Here is a 20,330-nt window from a genome sequence, read left to right on the forward strand (position 1 = left end):
CGAAAAATGAAGGAACACTGATATGAACATGCTGCGCCTGTTGTGCTGGGCCGATGCGCTGACCATCGCCAATCTGAGCTGTGGCGTATCGGCGATTTTCGCGGCGATTCAAGGGCATCCGGAAATCGGTGCGGGGCTGATCGCGCTGGCGGTAGTGTGGGATTCATTGGATGGTAAGGTGGCGGGATGGACTCACCGAAGCGGCCGCGAGTTCGGCAAGCAGCTCGATTCCCTGGCCGACCTGGTCTCTTTCGGCGTCTCTCCGGCCTGTCTGTTTTTCACCATGAGCGAGCCGTCCTGGCTGGCCGTGCCGCCGCTCTTGTTCTTCGTCGCCTGCGGCATGCTCAGGCTGGCGCGCTACAACATTTCCACGAGCAAAGGCTTCGAGGGGGTGCCGATCACGGTCAACGGCGTCCTGTTTCCGCTGCTCTACCTGCTGTCCGTGATTTTCCCGCCGAGCCTCAGTGCTTGGCCCCTCGTGTTTCTGGCGATGGGTCTGCTGATGGCTTCCAGCCTTAAAGTTCACCGTTTGTTCTAATCCCAAAGTGGGGCCGGATCGCCCTGCCCTGGATGCAGGCGGGAAAACAAGCCGAACCTTCGCCGCGGGAGGAGGGTTCTTAGTCGGCGCTTGCTCTGCAGATTCATCTCTAGATGGACACCCGTCGCCGTTGGCTTCGCGCGGGATTTCAAAAAATGCGATCATCCGACCATGCGCAGAATATACGCTGAGGAGAGGAGCAGCTATGGACCCCATCAATCGCAGGAAATTTTTGCAAACGGGATTTTTAGCTTCAGGCGCGGTTTTGTTGGCAGGTAAATCTTGGGGCAAGAATGAAGCGGCGCAGCCGTCGCTTTACCAGGCCCCCATGGTGAGCTGGCCGGAAAAAAAGCCTCTTATCATGCATAGCAATACGCCGCCCTTGCTGGAAACGCCGCGTGAAGTTTTCGCCACGGCAATTACCCCCAACGATCGGTTCTTTGTCCGCTGGCACCATGCGGTGATCCCGCAGTCCATTGATCTGAAAACCTGGGCTTTGCGCATAGAAGGTAATGTCGACAGCCCGGTGTCTCTCACGCTGCAAGATCTCAAAACCCGTTTCGAACCGGTGGAATTCGTTGCGGTAAAGCAGTGCGCCGGTAATAGCCGAAGCAATTTCAAACCGATTACGGGCGGAATCCAGTGGGGACATGGCGCCATGGGCTGCGCGCTCTGGAAAGGCGCTCGGCTCAAGGACGTATTGCAATATGCACGGATTAAGGCCAATAGCCAATTTATCGCTGTCAACGGCCTGGAGCGGCCTACTCTGCCGACCACGCCGCCTTTCGTGCGTAAGCTGGATATAGATGAGAGTATGCGGGATGACGTTATTATCGCCTACGCCATGAACGGCAGCGATATTCCGCTCCTCAACGGCTATCCCGTGGTGCTTGTTGTGCCAGGTTACTTTGCGGACAACTGGGTCAAGATGCTGGAACGCATTGTCGTTCTGGATAAGGATGAGCCCGTGTTCTATACCGATAAGGCCTATCGCATGCCGGATACCAATCCGTTTGGCGCAGTTGAGCCCGGTGGTGAAATGCCGCAGAAGACGCGTCCAGTCAAGGCGCTGAAGATCAAATCCGTCATTGCAAAGCCTTCTCCCAATGCGGAATTCAGACGGGGGGCGCACATAGAAATGACAGGCGTGGCGTTTGACAGCGGCATGGACATTCGCGATGTGCTTGTTTCCGTCGATGGCGGCTTGACCTGGACTTCGTCGCATCTCGACCGGGATTTGGGACGCTATGCATTTCGCAAGTGGAATTACAGGTTTATTTCAAAAAAACGCGGCCCCTGCACACTCATGTGCCGAGCGATCAATCGGTTGGGAGAAACGCAGCCGCTCGCACGCGACATGGGATGGAATCCTAGCGGATATCAGTGGAATGCCGCCGACAGCGTGACTATACAGATCATCTAAGGAGAGCGACTATGCCGAACCGGTGTGTGCTCCTACGCTTGCTGTTTGTAGCCGTCGCGTTGACGTCCTTGTATTCCTATGCTGAAAGCGGGGAGTTCGAAGGCAAGACCGTGGAATTTCCTACGGATTATGAATATCCCATGGCGGAAGGCGCTGGCCGTGACGCTGCGCTGAAATGCCTGATCTGTCATTCGTTCGGTTACGTGCTGAATCAGGGGCGACAGTCAAAGGATTTCTGGCTTCATGTTACACATAAGATGGTGGCTGTATATAAAGCGCCGATCGAACCGCATGACGAGACGGCCATCGTTGAATATCTTTTTTCCCATTACGGCAATGGTAAGGAAAAATAGTATTCGTTATACCTACGGCTTCCAGCCTTAACCCGTCAATCGTTTGCTTTAATCCCAGCGGGCGTCTCTGATCTGGATCATTCCGTCCGCGACCCGGACCGGAAAGCAGGTGAGGTCTTCGTAGGCGGGAGGTGAGAGGACCTTGCCGGTCCTGAGGCAGAAGCGGGCGCCGTGGCGAGGGCATGTGAGTTCGTCACCCTCCAGGCGGCCGCTGGCAATCTCGGCGCCGTCGTGGGTGCAGGCGTCCTCGATGGCATAGAATTCGCCGCCCAGCTTGAACACCGCGACGGGGATGCCGTCGAGATCGGCCACGATATGTCCGCCTTCGGGCAGGCTGTCCACCGGTGCTACATCGCTCCAGTCGTTCATCGGCGGCGAATCCTCATTCCGTGGTGACGGTCGTTTCCTTGTTTTCCAGCGCGGCTTCCAGCGAGTGCCAGGCCAGGGTGGCGCATTTCACTCGTGCAGGATAGGCGCGCACGCCGGCCAGCACGGCCAGCTTGCCCAGTTCCTCGAGATTGACGGCTTCGTCTTGGCCGGTGGCGATGCGGTGGAAGGTCTGGAACAGTGCGTGGGCTTCGTGTTCGTGCATGCCCCGCACGATTTCCGTCATCAGCGAGGCCGAAGCGGTGGAGATGGCGCAGCCGGAGCCCTGGAAGCTGATGTCCCGGATGATGCCGGCATCGTCGATTTTGACATATAGAGTGATACGGTCGCCGCACAGCGGGTTGAAACCCTCGATGGTGCGATTGGCATCCTCCATGACCCGGAAGTTACGCGGATTGCGGTTGTGGTCGAACACCACCTCCTGGTAGAGATCCCGAATCTGGTCCAGCATCAGCCGAATACCTCGATGACCTTGTGGATGCCTGCGATCAACGCGTCTACCTCTTCGAAAGTGTTGTAAAGTCCGAACGATGCCCGCGCCGTCGCGGGAACGCCGAAAAAGTCCATCACCGGCATGGCGCAGTGATGCCCGGCGCGGACGGCGATGCCGAGGTGATCCAGGATCGTGCCGATGTCATGCGGATGGATGCGGTGCAGGGTGAACGACAGGATGGCGCCCTTGTCGGCGGCCTGGCCGATGATGGTCAGATCTGGGATACGCAGTGCCTGTTCGGTGGCGTAGGCCAGCAGTTGCCGTTCGTATTCGGCGATGGCTTCGATGCCGATCCCGTTCACATAGTCGATGGCCGCGCCCAGGGCGATGGCGTCCACAATGCTCGGCGTGCCGGCTTCGAATTTGTATGGCAGGGTGTTGTATTCGGTCTTCTCGAAGGTCACCCGGCGGATCATGTCGCCGCCGCCCTGGTAGGGCGGCATCTTGTTGAGCAGTTCTTCCTTGCCGTAAAGAACGCCGATACCGGCGGGGCCGTACAGCTTGTGGCCGGAGAATGCGTAGAAATCGCAATCCAGCGCCTGCACGTCCACCGCCATGTGCGGAATCGCCTGGGCGCCGTCGACCAGGACCGGCACGCCGTGGCGATGGGCCTGTTCGATCAGCTTTTCGACCGGGTTGATCGTGCCCAGCGCGTTCGACATGTGCGCCACCGCCAGCAGCCGGGTGCGGTTCGACAGCAGGGCCTCGAACTGGTCCAGCAGCAGGGTGCCGGTGCGGTCGATGGGGACGACCTTCAGGACCGCGCCGGTCTGTTCGCACAGCATCTGCCAGGGCACGATGTTGGAATGGTGTTCCATGGCCGTGATGAGGATCTCGTCCCCTGCCTTGAAGCGCGGCCGTCCGTAGGACTGGGCGACCAGGTTGATCGCCTCGGTGGTGCCGCGGGTAAAGATGATCTCGTGCGAGTGGCGGGCGTTGAGGTGGCGCCGCACCTTTTCGCGTGCGCCTTCGAACAGCTCGGTGGCGCGTTGGCTCAGGGTATGCACGCCGCGGTGGACATTGGCATAGTCCTCGGCGTACACCCTGGTGATGCAGTCCAAAACCGCACGGGGTTTCTGGGCGGTGGCAGCGTTGTCCAGGTAGACCAGCGGCTGGCCGTGAACCTGCTGTCGGAGAATCGGGAAGTCCTGCCGGATCCGGGCGGTGTCTACACCCATGACGGCGGCGGGGGCGGTGCTCATGGCGACTCCTTGGCTCACTTTGCGTTGGGGAAACGGGCCAGCAGTATGCCGCGCAGCAGCTCGTGGAACGGGTCGGGGCGCATCCGTTCGACGATTTCCGCCGCGAAGGCGAAGGTCAGCATTTCGCGGGCCGCGGCTGCGTCGATGCCGCGCGATTCCAGGTAGAAGACCGAGTCCGGATCGAGCTGGCCGATCGTGACGCCGTGGGCGCATTTCACGTCGTCCGCATGGATCTCGAGCTGCGGTTTGCTGTCGATCTCGGCGTCAGCGGAGAGCAGGAGGTTGCGGTTGTTCATCTCCGCGTCAGTCTTCTGGGCATCGGGGTGAACCACGATCCGGCCCTGGAATACGCCGCGTGAGCGGTCCTCGAGGATGCCGCGGTAGGTGACGCGGCTGGTGCCGTGCGGCTCGTCGTGGTCCACCCGGACGTGGTTGTCGACATGCTGGCGGTTCTCGCTCAGGAACAATCCGTTCATCTCGGTCTGGGCGGCGCAGGCGAGGCCGGCGTGTACTTCGTTGCGGACTAGGAGCCCGCCCAGCGACAGGGTGTGATGGCCGAAGCGGCCGTCGGGCGCAACGCGGGCGTAGCTGCCGCCGAAGTGGTAGGCTCTGGCGCCGTCGAGCTGAAGCTTGTAAAGGTTCAGGCCGCCGTTGTTCCCGATTTCGAGCTGGTTGACCACGGCGCCCAGATAGCCTGCTTCCGCCGCGCCGACGTGGGTTTCAACCACGCGGGACTCGGCATTCCTGCCGATCCGGATCAGGTTACGCAGCGTGGCCCGGCCGTCATTGCGGGTCGAGACGAAGAACAACTGCACCGGCTTTTCCAGCACGACGCCTTCCTCCACATGCAGTACGGCGCCATCGGTGAAGAAAGCGGTGTTGAAGTCGAGGAAGCCGTGTCGCACGGTTTCCGGTTCGAACGCGGACTCCAGCCAAGCCGTATCGGTTCGCAACATCGAGCCGAGGCTGTCCAGTGTGACGCCGGCAGGCAGGTCGTTCCGCTCGGACAGCTCCGGCACGAACAGGCCGTCGACGAACACCAGCGACCAGGCGCCGGCAATACGGCACCTTTCGATCAGGGCTGCTGCAGTGGTGGTGTCGGCGGGACCGGTCGCTTCCGCGAACAGCTTGCGCTCGATCGGCGCGATATTGGTGTAGCGCCATTCTTCCTCGCGCGGGGAGGGAAAGCCGGACTTTTCGAAGCGCGCCAGTGCCTGCCGGCGGAGCCGGCTTAGCCAGGCAGGTTCATGAGCGGCCGGTTCGCGGTAGGATGCGAGGTACAGGCTTTGGGACGGCAGGCTCATCTCAGGCTCCCGCCGCAGCCGTTTCGATCCAGCCGTAGCCTTTCTGTTCGAGCTCGTGCGCCAGACCGGCGTCTCCGGACCTGACGATGCGCCCATGAGCCAGCACGTGGACGTGGTCGGGTTTGATGTAATCCAGCAGGCGCTGGTAATGGGTGACCAGGATGAAGGCGCGGTCCGGCGAGCGCAGCGCATTGACGCCGTTCGCCACCACTTTGAGCGCGTCGATGTCCAGACCCGAATCGGTCTCATCGAGGATGCACAACGTCGGTTCGAGGATGGCCATCTGCAGGATCTCGTTGCGTTTTTTCTCGCCGCCCGAAAAACCTTCGTTGATACCTCGGTACAGGAACTGCTCGTCCAGATCGACCATTTTGGTCTTTTCCTTGACCAGTTTCAGGAAGTCCAGCGCATCGACTTCGTTCAGGCCGCGATGGCGCCGCACGGCGTTGTAGGCGGCCTTCAGCAGATAGATGTTGCTGACGCCGGGAATCTCTACCGGGTACTGGAAGGCCAGGAACACACCTTCGCGGGCGCGCTGTTCCGGCGGCAGTTCCAGCAGGTTCCGATTGCGGTAGCTCACCCTGCCTTCGGTCACTTCATAGCCGGCGCGCCCGGCCAGGACGTTGGACAAGGTACTCTTGCCTGAGCCGTTCGGGCCCATGATGGCATGGACTTCGCCGGGTCGGACGGTGAGATCGATGCCCTTGAGGATCGGTTTGTCATCGACGCGGGCGTGCAGGTTTTCGATGCGGAGCAGGGTGTTCATGGTGGTCTCGGGTTCGTTCTGTATCATCCGACGCTGCCTTCCAGGCTGATGCCCAGCAGCGCCTGGGCTTCCACTGCGAATTCCATGGGCAGTTCCTTGAAGACCTGCTTGCAGAAGCCGTTCACGATCATGGAGACCGCGTCTTCCGCCGACAGGCCCCGCTGCTGGCAGAAAAACAGCTGGTCTTCGCTGATCTTCGAGGTCGTCGCCTCGTGCTCGACCTGGGCCGAAGGCTGCTTCACCTCGATGTAGGGGAAGGTGTGCGCCCCGCAGCGCTCGCCGATCAGGAGCGAATCGCACTGGGTGTAGTTACGCGCGTTCTCGGCGCTTTTGAGGATCTTCACCAGACCGCGGTAGCTGTTCTGGGCCCGGCCGGCGGAAATGCCTTTGGAAATGATGGTGCTCTTGGTGTTCTTGCCGATGTGGATCATCTTGGTGCCGGTATCGGCTTGCTGACGGTGGTTGGTGACCGCCACCGAATAGAACTCGCCGACCGAGTCGTCACCGCGCAGGATGCAACTGGGGTATTTCCAGGTGATGGCCGAACCGGTTTCCACCTGGGTCCAGGAAATCTTGGAGCGAGTCCCCCGGCAGTCGCCGCGCTTGGTGACGAAGTTGTAGATGCCGCCCCGGCCTTCCTCATCGCCCGGATACCAGTTCTGTACGGTCGAGTACTTGATTTGGGCGCCTTCCAAGGCGACGAGTTCGACCACCGCCGCATGCAACTGGTTCTCGTCGCGCATCGGTGCGGTGCAGCCTTCCAGGTAGCTGACGTAGCTGCCCTCGTCGGCGATGATCAGGGTGCGTTCGAACTGGCCGGTCTTGGCCGCATTGATGCGGAAATAGGTCGACAGCTCCATGGGGCAGCGCACGCCCTTGGGGATGTAGACGAAGGAGCCGTCGGAGAACACCGCCGAGTTGAGCGCCGCGAAAAAATTATCCCCCGCCGGCACCACGCTGCCCAGGTATTGCCGCACCAGTTCGGGGTGCTTTTCGATCGCCTCTGACATGGAGCAGAAGATCACACCGGCCTGGGCCAGTTTGTCCTTGAATGTGGTCGCCACCGATACGGAATCGAATACCGCATCCACCGCGACGCCGGCCAGCTTTTCCTGCTCGTACAGCGGGATGCCGAGCTTGTTGTAGGTTTCCAGCAGTTTGGGATCGACCTCGTCGAGGGATTTCGGGTGGTCCATGGTTTTTGGCGCCGAGTAGTAGCTGATGGCCTGATAGTCCACCGGAGCATATTCGACGAAGGCCCAATGGGGTTCCATCATCGTCAGCCAGTGGCGGTAGGCGCTCAGGCGCCACTCCAGCATGAATTCCGGCTCGTTTTTCCTCTGTGAAATGGCGCGGATGACGTCCTCGTTCAGGCCGGGCGGAAACGTGTCGGTTTCCAGCTCGGTGACGAAGCCGGGCTTGTATTCCTGTTTGATCAGGCGATCCAGGGTTTCTGCCGTGGCGGACATGGCGGTGCTCGAGAGGGTTAACGGGATTGAGGTTGCAGCCGGGCCAGCGAAATCGGCACTTCGGGCGGCGAGGCGGACACTGGGCGGATCATATCCGCCAGGCTGACCGATTCCAGCGCGGTCTGCACTGCCCGGTTGATCACGTTCCAGTGGCTGCGGACATCGCAGGACGATGATTGCTGGCACAGTGCCAGTTCGGCGCTGCATTCGGTGAGCGCAATCGGTCCTTCGATGGCATCGATGATCCGGGCCACACTGGTGTGTTCCGGCCTCTGTGCCAGGGCATAGCCACCGCGGGCACCCCGGGTCGAGGTCACGATCCCGGCCCGCGCCAGCGCCTTGAGGATCTTGCTCGCGGTCGGCATGGCGATCGAGGTCTGGTCCGCCAGCTCGGCCGCGGCGAAGGTCTGTTCGTCCGCGCGGGCCATCTGGCCCAGGATGATGATCGCGTAGTCGGTCAGTTTGCTTATTCGCAGCATCGCGGAACCTGCTCAAATTCAGGACTATTTTAGTCCTGATTAATTTCCAAGTAAACAACTCGGGTAAACCGGCGCATGCCACGAAGAGCTCCGATTTCCGGTGAAGTGTCTTTCAGCGGCCCGTCCTCTTCACCGTCCTGCAAACAAATCCCTCTAGCATCCCCGTCTCGGCAAGTTTTTCGACAAACTGGAGGGCATCATGACACAAGTGAGAGATTCGCGATCGGTTCAGCGGGCGGTGCGCGGACTGGGTGCGGGGGCATTGTCCCTGCCACTGCTGGCGGCTGCCGCCATGGCCTCGCCAAACGTGCCGTCCTTGTGCCGGAACTCGTAGTTTCCCCTGATCGCCCTGGCCTCCAGATCATCTTCGGGATAATGCGCGCGGTCCCCCGGCAGCCGGTCGCCGACTTCCAGATAGACCGCGACACGGCCGCTGCGGTTGACCAGCTGATGCCCGTCAGCCCTGCCGGCCGGGAAGCCGGCGCAGGTGCCAGCCGCCAGGCATTGTTCGCCGGTTTCGGTGACCAGGGTGAGCTCTCCTTCCAGCACGTAGACGAATTCGTCCTGCCGGGTGTGCCAGTGCCGGAAGGCGGAGATCGCGCCGGGTTCCAGCCGGACGAGGTTGACGCCGAAGTTCTGCAACCCCAGGGCATCGCCCAGGGCTTGCTTGCTGCGGCCTTCCAACCGCCGGCGCTGCGCCTCCGTCGGATAGATGGAGGAAGTCCGGGCTGGCACGGCCGCCGGGTCGAGGGCTGGCAAATCGAGTCGGGTTGTCATGGCATTATGGTTTGCGGTTGCTGAAAGAGACTTCCAGCGCCTGGGCTCGGTCCGCCGCGACCTTCTGCGCGAAGGCTTCCCGGCACAGCCTACGGGCGACAAGTTCGACGTTCGCTTCGAGGTGCCGGAGCAGCTCGCGGCATTGGGTGCGGGTGTAAGGACCGGCGGCTGGAGCGGTTTGTCCGGGCAGGCGTCTTCCAGATAATGCAGGATGGTCCGCGATTCCGACAGGCGGCCCGCATCCGTCTCGATCAACGGGTTCTTTCCGAGCGGCGACTTCACCAGGACGGTGGCGTTCTGGGAGGATATGGTCCGCTCCATCGCGGAATTCGACACCTTTTTGGAGCAGGGCCAGCTTGATCTGGTTGTCGTAGTTGCTGATGGCGGAACCGTAAGGGTGATCATCGGCGATGTCCGCAGAGGGTGAATTTAGAGCTCCGATTGTAAACCGTTTGCGGCGGACGCATACCGCTGCCGCAGCCGTGCGCAGGTATACTGTTGCGAATAGGCAACGATCGGTGTCGGAGTACGATGAAATACGGGCGGGAAAGGACCATGGGAGGCTGCTCACCAGCCGGGTGGATCACCCTGGCGCTGGCATTGGCGGTCGGCGCCGAGGCCGCCGCCACGGCAGCGGATGCGCTCGCTGTGCACATCGACGCACTGGTTGCAGCGGGCGTCCATCCCCGGCTGCGCTGGGGACGCTTCACGGATTTCCAGGAACAGCTGCGTGCCTTGTACCTCGCCCAAGGTTCCCGCCCTTTGTGGCTGGAGGAGGGTAGGCCGGTGAAGCAGTCGTCCGCCGTTCTCCATTGTCTGCGCATGGCCGACGACCAGGGCTTGAACAGCAGCGACTATGACGCCGATCTCCTGGGCGGCTGGATCGAGAAGCTCAGCGACGGCAGGGCGGCCAACATGGAGGAGGCGACGCAGTTTGAGGTGGCGATGAGCCTCGCTTTGATGCGCTACGGCTCGAGTCTCGCCCTCGGCCGGGTCAGCCCCCGCGCCGCGGGTTTTGCTCTGGACGTGGCGCGGCGGCGGCTCGATCTGCCGGCGCTGGTGCAACACCTCGCCCGCGACCCCCGGCCCTGCGACGCCATCGCCGAGCTGGAGTCGAAGCTGCCGCTGTACCGTGACCTCAAGGCCGCATTGCCGCGCTACCGGGATTTGGCCGGGAGCTACGATGCTTCGGCGCTTGCCCTCCCACCCAAGCTCAGTCCGGGCGACCGCCACAAGGACGTTCCCGCCTTGCGCCAGCGTCTGGCTGCCTTGGGTTTCCTGTCGCAGGAGTCGCCTGCCGGGGAACCGGCAGCCTATTCCGGCGCGCTGGTCGAGGCGGTGAGGCGGTTTCAGGAGCACCATGGGCTGGCGCCGGACGGCGTGATCGGCAAGGGCACGCTGGCGGCACTCGCGGTGTCGCCGGCCGCACGGCTCAGACAAATCCGGCTTGCGCTGGAGCGGTTGCGCTGGCTGCCGGAGCGGTTCGACGGTCCCTTCATCCTGGTGAACATCCCGTCGTTCCATTTGTACGGTTACGGCGAGGACCATGAGCGGCCGGAGGTGTCGATGAACGTGGTCGTAGGCCGGTCGTCAGGCGGACACAGCACGCCGGTGTTCCATTCCGACATGACCTACGTGGTGTTCCGCCCCTATTGGAATATACCGCGTGCCATCACGGTCAAGGAGATGCTGCCCAGTATCCTGCGCGACCCCGGCTATCTGGCCCGCCACAACCTGGAGATGGTGGCCGGTTTCGGTAATGGCGCCCAGGTCTACGAACCCAGTCGGGAAAGTCTGGCGATGCTGTCGGCTGGTTCGCTCAAGCTGCGCCAGCGGCCGGGACCGAAGAACGCGCTGGGGCTGGTCAAGTTCGCTTTTCCCAACAACGACAACATCTATCTGCACGATACGCCCAGTGTGAATCTGTTCCAACGGGCGCGGCGGGACTTCAGCCACGGCTGCATCCGGGTCCAGGATCCGGTGGGCTTGGCGGAATTCGTCCTGAAACGCCAGGACCCGGCCTGGACAGCCGAGCGGATCGAGGCGGCCATGAATGGTGCCCAGTCGCGTACGGTCACGCTACAGCAGCCCTTGCCGGTCTACGTCTACTACTCGACGGCGTTGGCCGAACCGGACGGTACCGTGCGCTTCTTCGAGGACATCTACGGCCTCGACAGGGTGCTGGAGCAGTTGTTGGAAAAGGGATTCCCTTATCCCTCCTGAGCTAACTTCAGAATCCCCGCCAGCTTGATCCGTTCCGTCCCCAGGAATACGGCCACGGCCAACGTCCCGGCGACGGCCAGATCGCCGGAGGAGAGCGCGGTGGTATGGAAGGCGGTCTGCAACGGGGGCAGGTAGACGATGGCGAACTGTAGCAGCACCGTGGCAGCGACGGCGCCGAGCAGCGCCGGGTTCGATCCCCAGCCGAGCTGACCGGTGGGCCGGCTACGGCTGCGCAAGGCGAGGGCCACGGCCATCTGGCTGAACACCAGCACCGTCAGCAGCATGGTCTGCCAAGCGACGCTTCCGCTCAGCCAGTAGGCGAAGCCTACGCCCAGACTCAGCTCGGTGATCAGCGCTCCTACGGCCAGCATCAGTTTCAAGCCTTGCCTGCCGAAGATCAGCTCGCCGGCGGATAACGACGGCCGCTCCATCAGGTTTTCCTCCGCCGGTTCCATTCCCAGCGCCAGCGCGGGCAGGCCATCGGTGACCAGGTTCATCCACAGTATCTGCAGCGGCAGCAGCGGCAGCGGCATCCCCAGGAAAGGTGCGAAGGTCACCACCGCGATTTCACTGAGGTTGCAGCTCAGCAAGTAGATGATGAACTTGATCAGGTTGTCGTAGATCGCCCGGCCCTGGCGCACGGCGGCCGTGATGGTCGTGAAATTGTCGTCCAGCAGGACGATCTGGGCGGCTTCCTTGGCGACGTCGGTGCCGATTCTGCCCATGGCGATGCCGATATCGGCCTTCTTGAGGGCCGGGGCGTCGTTGACGCCATCGCCGGTCATCGCCACGCTCCATCCTTCGCTCTGGTAGGCTTCGATCAGCCGCAGTTTGTCTTGCGGTGCGACTCGGGCGAACACGGCGGCGCGTTTCACGGTTTCCCGCAGCTCGGCGGCTGTCATGGCGGCGATCTCGCTGCCACCGATCACGCCACCGGTGGTGTCGATGCCGACTTCCTCCGCGATATGGCGGGCGGTCAATGGGTGATCGCCGGTGATCATCACCGCCTTGATGCCGGCCTGACGGCACTCGGCGATGGCTTGTGTGACGGCGGGGCGCGGCGGGTCGTAAATGCCTATCAGGCCGATGAAGCTCAGGCCGTTTTCCAGCGTCGCTCTGGCATCCTTGGGCGGGAGGGTGGCCAGGCGGCGCGCGCCCAGGGCCAGCACCCGCATGCCTTTTTCGGCCAGTGCATCGTGCGCCCGTCCGATCCGCTGGCGCCAACTGGCATCGAGGGGCCGTTCGTCGCCATCGACCCAGATGGTGTCCGCGCGCGGGAGTAAGGCTTCCACGGCGCCCTTGGTCAGGACGAGATAGCGCCCGCCGTCGAGATACCGGCCGACGACGGCGGGGCCGGCGCCGTCCGTCGCAACCGGACCGTGCACGGTCGTCATGAGTCTGCGGCCGGCGTCGAAAGGGATTTCCGCGATCCGCGGCAAGGTGGCTTCGAGTTCGGTTTTGAGCCGTCCGCCGCGGGCGGCGGCCAGCACCAGCGCCGCCTCGGTGGGTTCTCCCAGGACCTGGTAGGTGCCATGCGGATCTGTCGGGTTCTCGAGCAGGCCGTCGTTGCAGAGCGCGCCGCCGATCAACAGCAGATCGATGGCCGGGTGGTCGGCGATTTCCGCTGCCAGCCCTCCGGAGTCCGGTTCGCTCAGTTTGAGTTCGAGCCGGTGTTCGGCCACGTCCAGTACCGAGACGCTCATGCGGTTTTCGGTCATCGTGCCGGTCTTGTCGGCGCAGATCACCTCGATCGAACCCAGGGCTTCGACCGCCGGCAGGCGGCGGATCAGGGCGCCCTGCTTCAACATCTTTTGGGCACCCACGGCGAGGGTGATGGCGACCAGTGCCGTCAGGGATTCGGGCACGGCGGCCACGGCGAGGCTGACTGCGGTGAGGATCATGGTGCGGAAGCTTTCCCCGCCGGCGATTCCGAGCAGCAGGACCACGATGGCGACGCCAGCCACGCCATAGGCCAGCATGCGGGCGAAGCCGTCGAGCTGTTTCTGCAGCGGGGTGGGTTCGGCGGTCACGGATTCCAGCAATCGGGCGGTGGCGCCCAAGGCGGTGGACGGTCCGGTCTCGGTCACCAGGAAGCTGCCGCGGCCGTAAACCACCTGGGTGCCGAGGTGGACCTTGTTGATCCGGTCGGCGAGCGCAGTGGCGGGTTCCAGCACGACGGCGGCGTCCTTGCGGACGGGGGTCGATTCGCCGGTCAGCGCCGATTCCTGAATGCAGAGGTCGATGCTTTCGAGCAGCCGGCCGTCGGCGGGCACATCGTCGCCGGTTTGCAGCAGCACGATGTCGCCGGGTACCAGTCGGTCAGCGGAAATTTCGCAGATCCGTCCGCCGCGCCGTACCGTGGCTTGGTCGACCGCTATGCGCCGGAGGGCCACGAGCGCTTTTTCCGCCCTGGATTCCTGCAGGAACCCCAGGATGGCGTTGAGCAGGACGATGGCCAGGATCACGCAGGCTTCCAGGACTTCGCCGATGGTGAGCGCGAAGGCGGCGGCGGCGATCAGGATCTGGACCAGCATACCGGCGAACTGCCCGGTGAAGATGCGCCAAGGCGGGCGCATGCCGGTGGCGGGAATTTCATTTGGGCCAAACGAGGCAAGCCGGTTTTCGGCTTCGGTCTCACTCAGTCCCTGTCGGAGATCGACGTCCAGGCGGGTTGCCGTTTCCTCGGCGGTCAGCGAATGCCAGGCTTGGTTCATGGTTGCGGCTCCTGTCCGTGTAAGCCTTCATGATTACTCGAAGTGCGGCGCTTGCCTAGAGCAGGGGCTGTCACACGGTGGCAATAAGGCTGCCTTATGGTTGAGATGGGCGGCACAAATATTTCGTGCCCACTATGGAATGGCTCTTTTTCAAGACAGATGCTTATGACACAGAATGCTTTTGAAGCGGTGGCAGACCCCATCGCCGCGGTGGTCGTGAAACCGAAACTGGAAACTCGAATCGGACCGGTCGGCTCGATGGTGTTCATGGGTGTTCTTGGCATCGGCGTCGCTTTCACGGCCTACAGTTTGCAGAGTGATGTGGCCGGTGCCGGCACCGCGCTGGCTTTGGCGCCTTGGCTGCTGCTGGGGTTGTCGCTCCTGATCGCCCTGGGTTTCGAATTCGTGAACGGGTTCCATGATACGGCGAATGCCGTCGCCACCGTCATCTACACCCATTCGCTGCCGCCGATGGTCGCAGTGGTCTGGTCGGGCATGTGGAATTTCGTCGGTGTGCTGGTATCGTCCGGGGCCGTCGCCTTCGGCATTATTTCGCTGCTGCCGGTCGAACTGATTCTCCAGGTGGGGAGCGATGCGGGCTTCGCCATGGTGTTCTCGCTGCTGATCGCGGCCATCTTGTGGAATCTCGGGACCTGGTATTTCGGCCTGCCGGCGTCCAGTTCACACACCCTGATCGGCTCGATCATCGGCGTCGGCCTCTCCAACGAACTGATGCACCGGGGCGAATCCGCCACCTCGGGGGTGGACTGGTCACAGGCGGCGAAAGTGGGCCAGTCGCTCTTGATGTCGCCGCTCGTCGGGGCCGTTGCCGCCGGGATGCTGCTGATCGCGCTCAAAGTAGCCGTCACCAATCCCAAGCTCTACCGCGCTCCGGAAGGCTTGCGTCCGCCGCCATGGTGGATCCGCATCGTCCTGGTGCTGACCTGCACTGGCGTCTCTTTCGCGCACGGCTCGAACGACGGGCAGAAAGGCATGGGACTGATCATGCTGATCCTGATCGGCATCGTGCCGACCGCCTATGCCTTGAATCGGGCAGTGCCGGACTCCTACGTACCCGAATTCCTGGCCTTATCGCATGTCGTCGAGCAGGCGCTGGTGCAAAAGTCGGAAGGTTCGAAAGCCTTCGGGGGTGATCCCCGGCCCGTGGTGACGGGTTTCGTCCGGAGTCGGGAGATGGGACCGGACACGCTGGCGGCAACCGCGAAGCTGGTTGGGGAAATCGCCGGCACCATCGAAAAGAACGGATCGCTCGCGCACATTCCCGTAACCGGAACCCAGAACGTGCGCAACGACATGTACCTCGTCGACGAGGCCATGCGGCGGTTGGACAAACTGGGCCAGCCGGTGTTCGAGGAGCGCACCCGGAAAGAGATCGTTGGCTACCGTAAGGCGCTGGAAAACGCCACCCGGTTCATTCCCACCTGGGTGAAGGTCGCTGTCGCCATCGCCCTGGGGCTGGGCACGATGGTCGGCTGGCGGCGTATCGTGGTGACCGTCGGGGAAAAGATCGGTAAGCAGCACCTGACCTACGGCCAGGGTGCGTCGGCGGAACTGGTAGCCATGAGCACGATTGCGGCGGCGGATATGTACGGCCTGCCGGTGTCGACGACCCATGTGCTGTCGTCGGGGGTGGCCGGGACGATGGCGGCCAACGGTTCGGGGTTACAGTGGTCCACGGTCCGCAATCTGGCCATGGCCTGGGTGTTGACCCTGCCTGCAGCCATCCTGCTTTCCGGGGGCCTCTTTTTCCTGTTTCGTCAGATGATCGCCCATTGACCCCGGTCAGTTTACAGGCGGCTGGTCAAGGGGATGGGTTTTGCAGCAACCGTCGCAGGGCTTCTTCGATCCGGGTGAGCATCCGCCCATAGGGCTCGGTCTCGCCCCCTCGCAAAGGGGCGCCGAAGCGCACGCTCACGGGCGCTACGGCGCGCGGGACGATTTTGCCCGGCGGCATGACCCGTTCGGTGCCTTCGATGACCATGGGTACCACTGGCACGCCCATGTCGACCGCTATGGTGCCGGCGCCCCGGCGTAGTGGCTGGATGCCCAGGCCGCTCCGGTTCATCTGGCCTTCCGGGAAGATCAGTACGTTCCAGCCGTCATCCAGGAGGTGGCCGACGAGCTCGAGGCCGGGACGGATGTTCTCGTCGGGTTCACTGGGGAGCGGGAAGGCATTGAGCGCGAGTTCGCCGACCGGCACGGCCCAGCGGTAGCGGGTGTAGAGCACGCCAGTGGCAGCGGCAATGGCGAGTCGATAGCGGAAGCGCTCGGGCAGGGCGAAGGTGGCGATGGCGGAGTCGAGATAACTGCGATGGTTGGCCATGAATATCACTGGGCCTTCCAGCGCTGCCAGGTGCTCCCAGCCCGAGATCCGGAGGCGGCAGAACGGTGCGATCCACCATTGCAGAAAAATCTTTTGCGCCAGGGGACGCAGCTTCGAAGCCAAGGGCGACAGCGACCAGCGGGGATAGGCGGCGAGTTGGGGCATCCGGCCACGGCGGTTTACCAGCAGGGCCTCGAGATCGGCCACCGTGGTCTGCGGGCCGACGTCGGTTTCGTCCAGGCAGACGCCGAGATCTTCTTCGATACGGGCCACGAGTTCGATACGGAGCAGGGAGTCGAGTCCCAGGTCGGGGATCAGGCGAGTGTCATCGCTCAGGGCGCTGGCCTCGGTTCCGGCCACCTGGGCCAGGAGAAGTCGAAGTGGTGTCGTCCGTCCAGCGGGGCCCGCTTGAGCCGAGGGCTCCCGTCGCAGCCGGCGCAGGACTTCGTCCTTCTTGACCTTGCGCGTGACCGCACGCGGGAAGTCGGCGTCCGGCCAGACTGACCAGCTCACGATGCGCTGATGCGGCGCCAGGTGGCGGTTGGCTTCCGCGACGATGCCGGCTGCCCGTGCCTCGTCAGCCAGCAGCACGGCGTGGATGAGGGTGCGTCCGCCGCTTTCCAGTCCGACGACGGCGCAGTCCGTGACGCCGGCAGTGCGGTTGAGCACGGCCTCTATGTCCTCGGGAAATACGTTTTCTCCTCCCGGCCCGAGGATCATATAGCGTTTCCTGCCGTAGACGTAGAGGAAGCCGTCGGCATCGAGGCGACCAACGTCGTCGGTTTTCAACCAGCCGTCGGTGAAAGCCGCTTCGGTGCGTGCCGGGTCGCCGAAATAACCGGCCATGACCATGGGGCCCTTCACCAGGATCTCGCCGTCGGGGGCGATGCGCAGCTCGACTTCCGCCAGCGGCTTGCCGACCGAGCCGATGCGATGGGCTTGGGGTGTGTTGGCGGCGATTACCGGGCTGGTTTCGGTCAGACCGTAGCCTTGCAGCACTTCGAAGCCCAGCGCCCACCATTTTTCCTCGACGATCGGATCCAGTGGAGCGCCGCCGCAGACGAGGGTCCGCAGGGATTTTGAAATCTGGGCTCTGATCCTGCCTCGCAGCAGAGGCCGCAGGAATACGGGGATCCCGCCGAGGCGGGCCTCCAGCCGGTCCAGCATGGTCTTGAGGACCTCCGGCACAGCGACGAGGTGAGTGGCGGGGGTGTGCGCCAGGGCATCGAGCACGCTGCGGGTGGTCGGCGCGGTGAGGTAGCTGACCGGACAGCCCGCGGCGAGCGGGCAGAACAGGCTGGTCATCTGGCCGTAAACGTGGAACAGCGGGACCAGACTCAGGACATGGTCATCCGGTGCCAGCGGAACGGCACGCGCAACCGCGCTCAAGTCGGAGAGCAGGTTGGCGTGGGTGAGCATGACGCCCTTGGGATCACCTGTGGTCCCCGAGGTATAGATGATCTCGGCCAGTTGTGCGGGACCGGTGGGGGCAGCCGGCCGGTCGGTTGGCACCGTCCCGAGACGTTCGATGTCGGCGACGGGCAGCGGGGCGCTTTCCCAGTGGCAGCGGGGCGACGCCAGGACCAGACTCGGCCCGGCCGATCGAACCAGATTGGCGAGCTGTTCCGGCGGGCTCCTGGGGTTGAGTGGCACCACGACCGCACCGCGTGCGGCGATGGCGAAGAAGGCCGCCACCCAGTGAGGCGAGTTTTCGGCGAACAGAAACACCCGGTCGCCGCAGCCGACGCTGTGTCTGTCCAGCAACGACGTCAGCTTTGCGGCGTGGGTTCCGAGTTCTAGGTAGCTCCAGCGTAGGGTGCGGTAGCGTGGACGGTACTGTATGGCGAGGCGGGGACCGTAACGACCCACCACGCCGTCCAGGAATTCGGAAATTGACGCGACCGTTTCCATTCGTCAGACCTCGAGATTGCGGCGAGGATACTTGTTTAACTATGCTGCGATTGTAGGTGCTGCCCGCCGGTGTCGGTTTCTGGAACCGGGTGGCCGAACAAATCCTTGCGTTTTCTTCCGAACGGCTTTCCTCATGAAAAACCAAGCCAGGGAAGTGGCCTTTCTTACCTGGATCGACCGGCTCAGACAACGGATCGGCTTCCGCAGCGGGGGTTGCCTTCTGTTCGGTATCATCCTTTTGTTCGGCCTGGCCGGTGCGATCGCTGATATCCGGCCGGGAACCTGGCTCAGGTATTTCGATCTCGACCGCGAATACACTGTGCCCACCCTGTTTTCGGGCGGCCTGCTGCTGATGGCGGCGTGGGAGTCCTTTACCGCGGCATCTTCGAAGCGGCTCGACGCCTGGTCATTCGTGCTCGCGGCCATGTTTCTTGAGATGGGTTTCGACGAGACGCTGATCATACACGAGCGCATCGAGCAGGCCACCGGTGTCGATTGGCAGATTCTTTACCTGCCGGTCATGGTCTTTGCCGGCATCGCCTGGTTTTGGGTCTTCACGCAGCTGCGAGAGGAGCTGCTGCGGCGGTTATGGATCGCCGGCGCCATCGCCTGGACCGCATCCCAATTGTTCGAGGCCGCCGAGTGGGGGTGGGGGGGAGAGAGCAGGGTTTCTCTGCCCAGCTACCTCTATCTGGTGCATGTCGAGGAGATGCTGGAAATGTCGGGTTCCTCCTTTTTTCTGTTGACGCTGTGGCTCCTGAACGGCGGTCCTTCGATTTCACGGAAATGACACGCAACGATAACGTTTCGTGGAGGGAAGCCGGATGTCCATCGTGGTAGTTTGTGAAAGATATCTTGCGCGTTCCGCCCTGCTGAAATCGACATGAAATTCGATTACGCCGCCCATTCACTCAAGAAAATCTTTCAGGATCATCTGAGCTGCTGCGTCGAGTGTGGCCAGGTTTTAGAGCGGCTGTTCGCCGAGCTCGACGCCGCAGAAACGCACATCGGCCTGATCCGGCAGCTCGAGGAAAAGGGCGATGCGCTGATGCGCGAAGCGTATGACGCGCTGGAGACCGCCCCTTATTCCGAGCTGGTGCTGCTGATCCAGCAGTTTGCCAGGCATGTCGACGACATTCTTGACGGTCTGAACGATACCGCCAGGGTGATCGACATCTTCACGCCTCAACGGGCGGAAACCGCCGCGCTCGACCTGCTCGCGATCATCCTGGGGATGGTCCGGCGGCTGTCGGCGGAAATGGACCACTATCCGGAAAACCCGCTCGCAGGCATCAAACAATGCCGAGAGGAGCTCAAGGTATCGGAGACGAGCGCTGACCTGGTGTATCACGAGTGGCGGAAGTCCCAGCGGCGTTATAGCACTTTGTCGCTCCTGGCCGAATCGGACTGGACCGAGATTTTAGGGATCCTGGAGAAAACCACGGATTCTTGCTATCACGCAGCTCTCGTGCTCGAGCGCATCACCAAATACCGGTTGAGACAGGCTTCCTGACGCGCCTGCGGCCGACCTCCCGCGCGGCGGCCGGGGCCGCGCGGAAGCCAGAGACAGCGCCTTCTGCGCTCAGTAACGCCTGCCGCCGCCAGTGCCGCCGCGCCTCTCCGGCGGACGGGCTTCATTGACCATCAGATTACGTCCGTCCATCTCTTTGCCGTTGAGTCCGGCAATGGCGGCTTGAGCCTCCTGGTCGCTGCCCATTTCCACGAACCCGAATCCCCTGGATCGGCCGGTGGCGCGGTCCATGACGACCTGGGCCGATTTCACGGTGCCGTATGCTGCGAAAGTCCGTTCCAGGTCGGCATCGCCGACACGATAGTTCAAGTTGCCTACATATAGCTTGCTGCCCACGAAAGACCCCCGTCGAGGTTCATGAAAACCTGCAATCCACAATAAAACAAAAATGCCTGATTCGACAGGGGAGGACTGAA

20 protein-coding genes are annotated in these 20,330 nt (G+C 62.7%); 9 read left to right on the top strand and 11 right to left on the bottom strand.

Annotated features, from left to right (window positions below):
• Positions 1-22: 22 nt before the first annotated feature.
• The 3 genes from pssA (at position 23) to N4J17_RS10310 (ending at position 2,314) form a co-directional block, all read left to right on the top strand.
• Positions 23-538, top strand: a complete 516-nt coding sequence (gene pssA, locus N4J17_RS10300; protein ID WP_198323272.1) for a CDP-diacylglycerol--serine O-phosphatidyltransferase — start codon at positions 23-25, stop codon at positions 536-538.
• Positions 539-743: 205 nt separating this feature from the next.
• Positions 744-1,961, top strand: a complete 1,218-nt coding sequence (locus N4J17_RS10305) for a molybdopterin-dependent oxidoreductase (protein WP_198323273.1) — start codon at positions 744-746, stop codon at positions 1,959-1,961.
• Positions 1,962-1,972: 11 nt separating this feature from the next.
• On the top strand, positions 1,973-2,314 hold the full coding sequence (locus N4J17_RS10310) for a hypothetical protein (RefSeq protein ID WP_198323274.1): 342 nt from the start codon (positions 1,973-1,975) through the stop codon (positions 2,312-2,314).
• A 48-nt stretch (positions 2,315-2,362) separates the two neighbouring features.
• Here N4J17_RS10310 and N4J17_RS10315 read toward each other — a convergent pair whose 3' ends face one another.
• The 8 genes from N4J17_RS10315 to N4J17_RS10350 all read right to left on the bottom strand — a co-directional run bounded on the left by N4J17_RS10315 (position 2,363) and on the right by N4J17_RS10350 (position 9,191).
• Positions 2,363-2,683 (bottom strand): non-heme iron oxygenase ferredoxin subunit, encoded by a 321-nt coding sequence (locus tag N4J17_RS10315; protein WP_198323275.1) that lies wholly within the window; start codon positions 2,681-2,683, stop codon positions 2,363-2,365.
• Between the two features lie 13 nt (positions 2,684-2,696).
• A complete protein-coding gene (sufU, locus tag N4J17_RS10320) occupies positions 2,697-3,152 on the bottom strand; it encodes a Fe-S cluster assembly sulfur transfer protein SufU (RefSeq protein ID WP_198323276.1) in 456 nt (151 codons plus the stop codon).
• Positions 3,152-4,396, bottom strand: coding sequence for an aminotransferase class V-fold PLP-dependent enzyme (locus N4J17_RS10325; protein ID WP_198323277.1), 1,245 nt, complete (start codon positions 4,394-4,396; stop codon positions 3,152-3,154). Before N4J17_RS10325 ends, sufU begins: the two co-directional genes overlap by 1 nt.
• Before the next feature lie 14 nt (positions 4,397-4,410).
• Complete coding sequence (gene sufD, locus N4J17_RS10330) at positions 4,411-5,700, bottom strand: Fe-S cluster assembly protein SufD (RefSeq protein WP_198323278.1); 1,290 nt, start codon at positions 5,698-5,700, stop codon at positions 4,411-4,413.
• 1 nt (position 5,701) lies between these two features.
• A complete protein-coding gene (gene sufC / locus N4J17_RS10335) occupies positions 5,702-6,457 on the bottom strand; it encodes a Fe-S cluster assembly ATPase SufC (RefSeq protein WP_198323336.1) in 756 nt (251 codons plus the stop codon).
• Positions 6,458-6,489: 32 nt separating this feature from the next.
• Positions 6,490-7,935: a Fe-S cluster assembly protein SufB gene (sufB, locus tag N4J17_RS10340; protein WP_198323279.1), complete on the bottom strand. Its 1,446-nt coding sequence runs from the start codon at positions 7,933-7,935 to the stop codon at positions 6,490-6,492.
• Positions 7,936-7,952: 17 nt separating this feature from the next.
• Positions 7,953-8,414: an SUF system Fe-S cluster assembly regulator gene (locus tag N4J17_RS10345; RefSeq protein WP_198323280.1), complete on the bottom strand. Its 462-nt coding sequence runs from the start codon at positions 8,412-8,414 to the stop codon at positions 7,953-7,955.
• A gap of 228 nt (positions 8,415-8,642) precedes the next feature.
• Complete coding sequence (locus N4J17_RS10350) at positions 8,643-9,191, bottom strand: cupin domain-containing protein (protein ID WP_277458309.1); 549 nt, start codon at positions 9,189-9,191, stop codon at positions 8,643-8,645.
• On the opposite strand from N4J17_RS10350, the gene N4J17_RS10355 reads away from it, so the two are divergent.
• The 3 genes from N4J17_RS10355 to N4J17_RS10365 all read left to right on the top strand — a co-directional run bounded on the left by N4J17_RS10355 (position 9,190) and on the right by N4J17_RS10365 (position 11,414).
• Complete coding sequence (locus tag N4J17_RS10355) at positions 9,190-9,396, top strand: hypothetical protein (RefSeq protein ID WP_232470528.1); 207 nt, start codon at positions 9,190-9,192, stop codon at positions 9,394-9,396. The two genes, N4J17_RS10350 and N4J17_RS10355, sit on opposite strands and share 2 nt — an antisense overlap.
• A 6-nt stretch (positions 9,397-9,402) precedes the next feature.
• Positions 9,403-9,618: a hypothetical protein gene (locus N4J17_RS10360; RefSeq protein WP_232470529.1), complete on the top strand. Its 216-nt coding sequence runs from the start codon at positions 9,403-9,405 to the stop codon at positions 9,616-9,618.
• 104 nt (positions 9,619-9,722) lie between these two features.
• Complete coding sequence (locus N4J17_RS10365) at positions 9,723-11,414, top strand: L,D-transpeptidase family protein (RefSeq protein WP_232470530.1); 1,692 nt, start codon at positions 9,723-9,725, stop codon at positions 11,412-11,414.
• Here the strand turns inward: N4J17_RS10365 and N4J17_RS10370 are convergent.
• Entirely contained in the window at positions 11,402-14,128 is a 2,727-nt protein-coding gene (locus N4J17_RS10370; protein WP_198323283.1) for a cation-translocating P-type ATPase, read from the bottom strand. The genes N4J17_RS10365 and N4J17_RS10370 overlap by 13 nt on opposite strands.
• A 165-nt stretch (positions 14,129-14,293) precedes the next feature.
• Between N4J17_RS10370 and N4J17_RS10375 the strand changes: the two genes are divergently transcribed.
• The gene (locus N4J17_RS10375) at positions 14,294-15,925 is read left to right on the top strand and encodes an inorganic phosphate transporter (protein WP_198323284.1); all 1,632 of its coding nucleotides are present in this window, start codon (positions 14,294-14,296) and stop codon (positions 15,923-15,925) included.
• 25 nt (positions 15,926-15,950) lie between these two features.
• On the opposite strand, the gene N4J17_RS10380 is transcribed toward N4J17_RS10375, so the two are convergent.
• Positions 15,951-18,383: an AMP-binding protein gene (locus tag N4J17_RS10380; RefSeq protein ID WP_198323285.1), complete on the bottom strand. Its 2,433-nt coding sequence runs from the start codon at positions 18,381-18,383 to the stop codon at positions 15,951-15,953.
• Positions 18,384-18,516: 133 nt separating this feature from the next.
• Here N4J17_RS10380 and N4J17_RS10385 point away from each other — a divergent pair, with 133 nt between their 5' ends.
• Positions 18,517-19,173: a hypothetical protein gene (locus N4J17_RS10385; protein WP_198323286.1), complete on the top strand. Its 657-nt coding sequence runs from the start codon at positions 18,517-18,519 to the stop codon at positions 19,171-19,173.
• Positions 19,174-19,266: 93 nt separating this feature from the next.
• The gene (locus N4J17_RS10390; RefSeq protein ID WP_198323287.1) at positions 19,267-19,896 is read left to right on the top strand and encodes a DUF47 domain-containing protein; all 630 of its coding nucleotides are present in this window, start codon (positions 19,267-19,269) and stop codon (positions 19,894-19,896) included.
• 69 nt (positions 19,897-19,965) lie between these two features.
• Here the strand turns inward: N4J17_RS10390 and N4J17_RS10395 are convergent, their stop codons facing one another.
• On the bottom strand, positions 19,966-20,250 hold the full coding sequence (locus N4J17_RS10395) for an RNA recognition motif domain-containing protein (protein WP_198323288.1): 285 nt from the start codon (positions 20,248-20,250) through the stop codon (positions 19,966-19,968).
• Positions 20,251-20,330: the final 80 nt, after the last annotated feature.

It is taken from the genome of Methylococcus capsulatus (genome assembly GCF_036864975.1).
GTDB lineage: Bacteria > Pseudomonadota > Gammaproteobacteria > Methylococcales > Methylococcaceae > Methylococcus.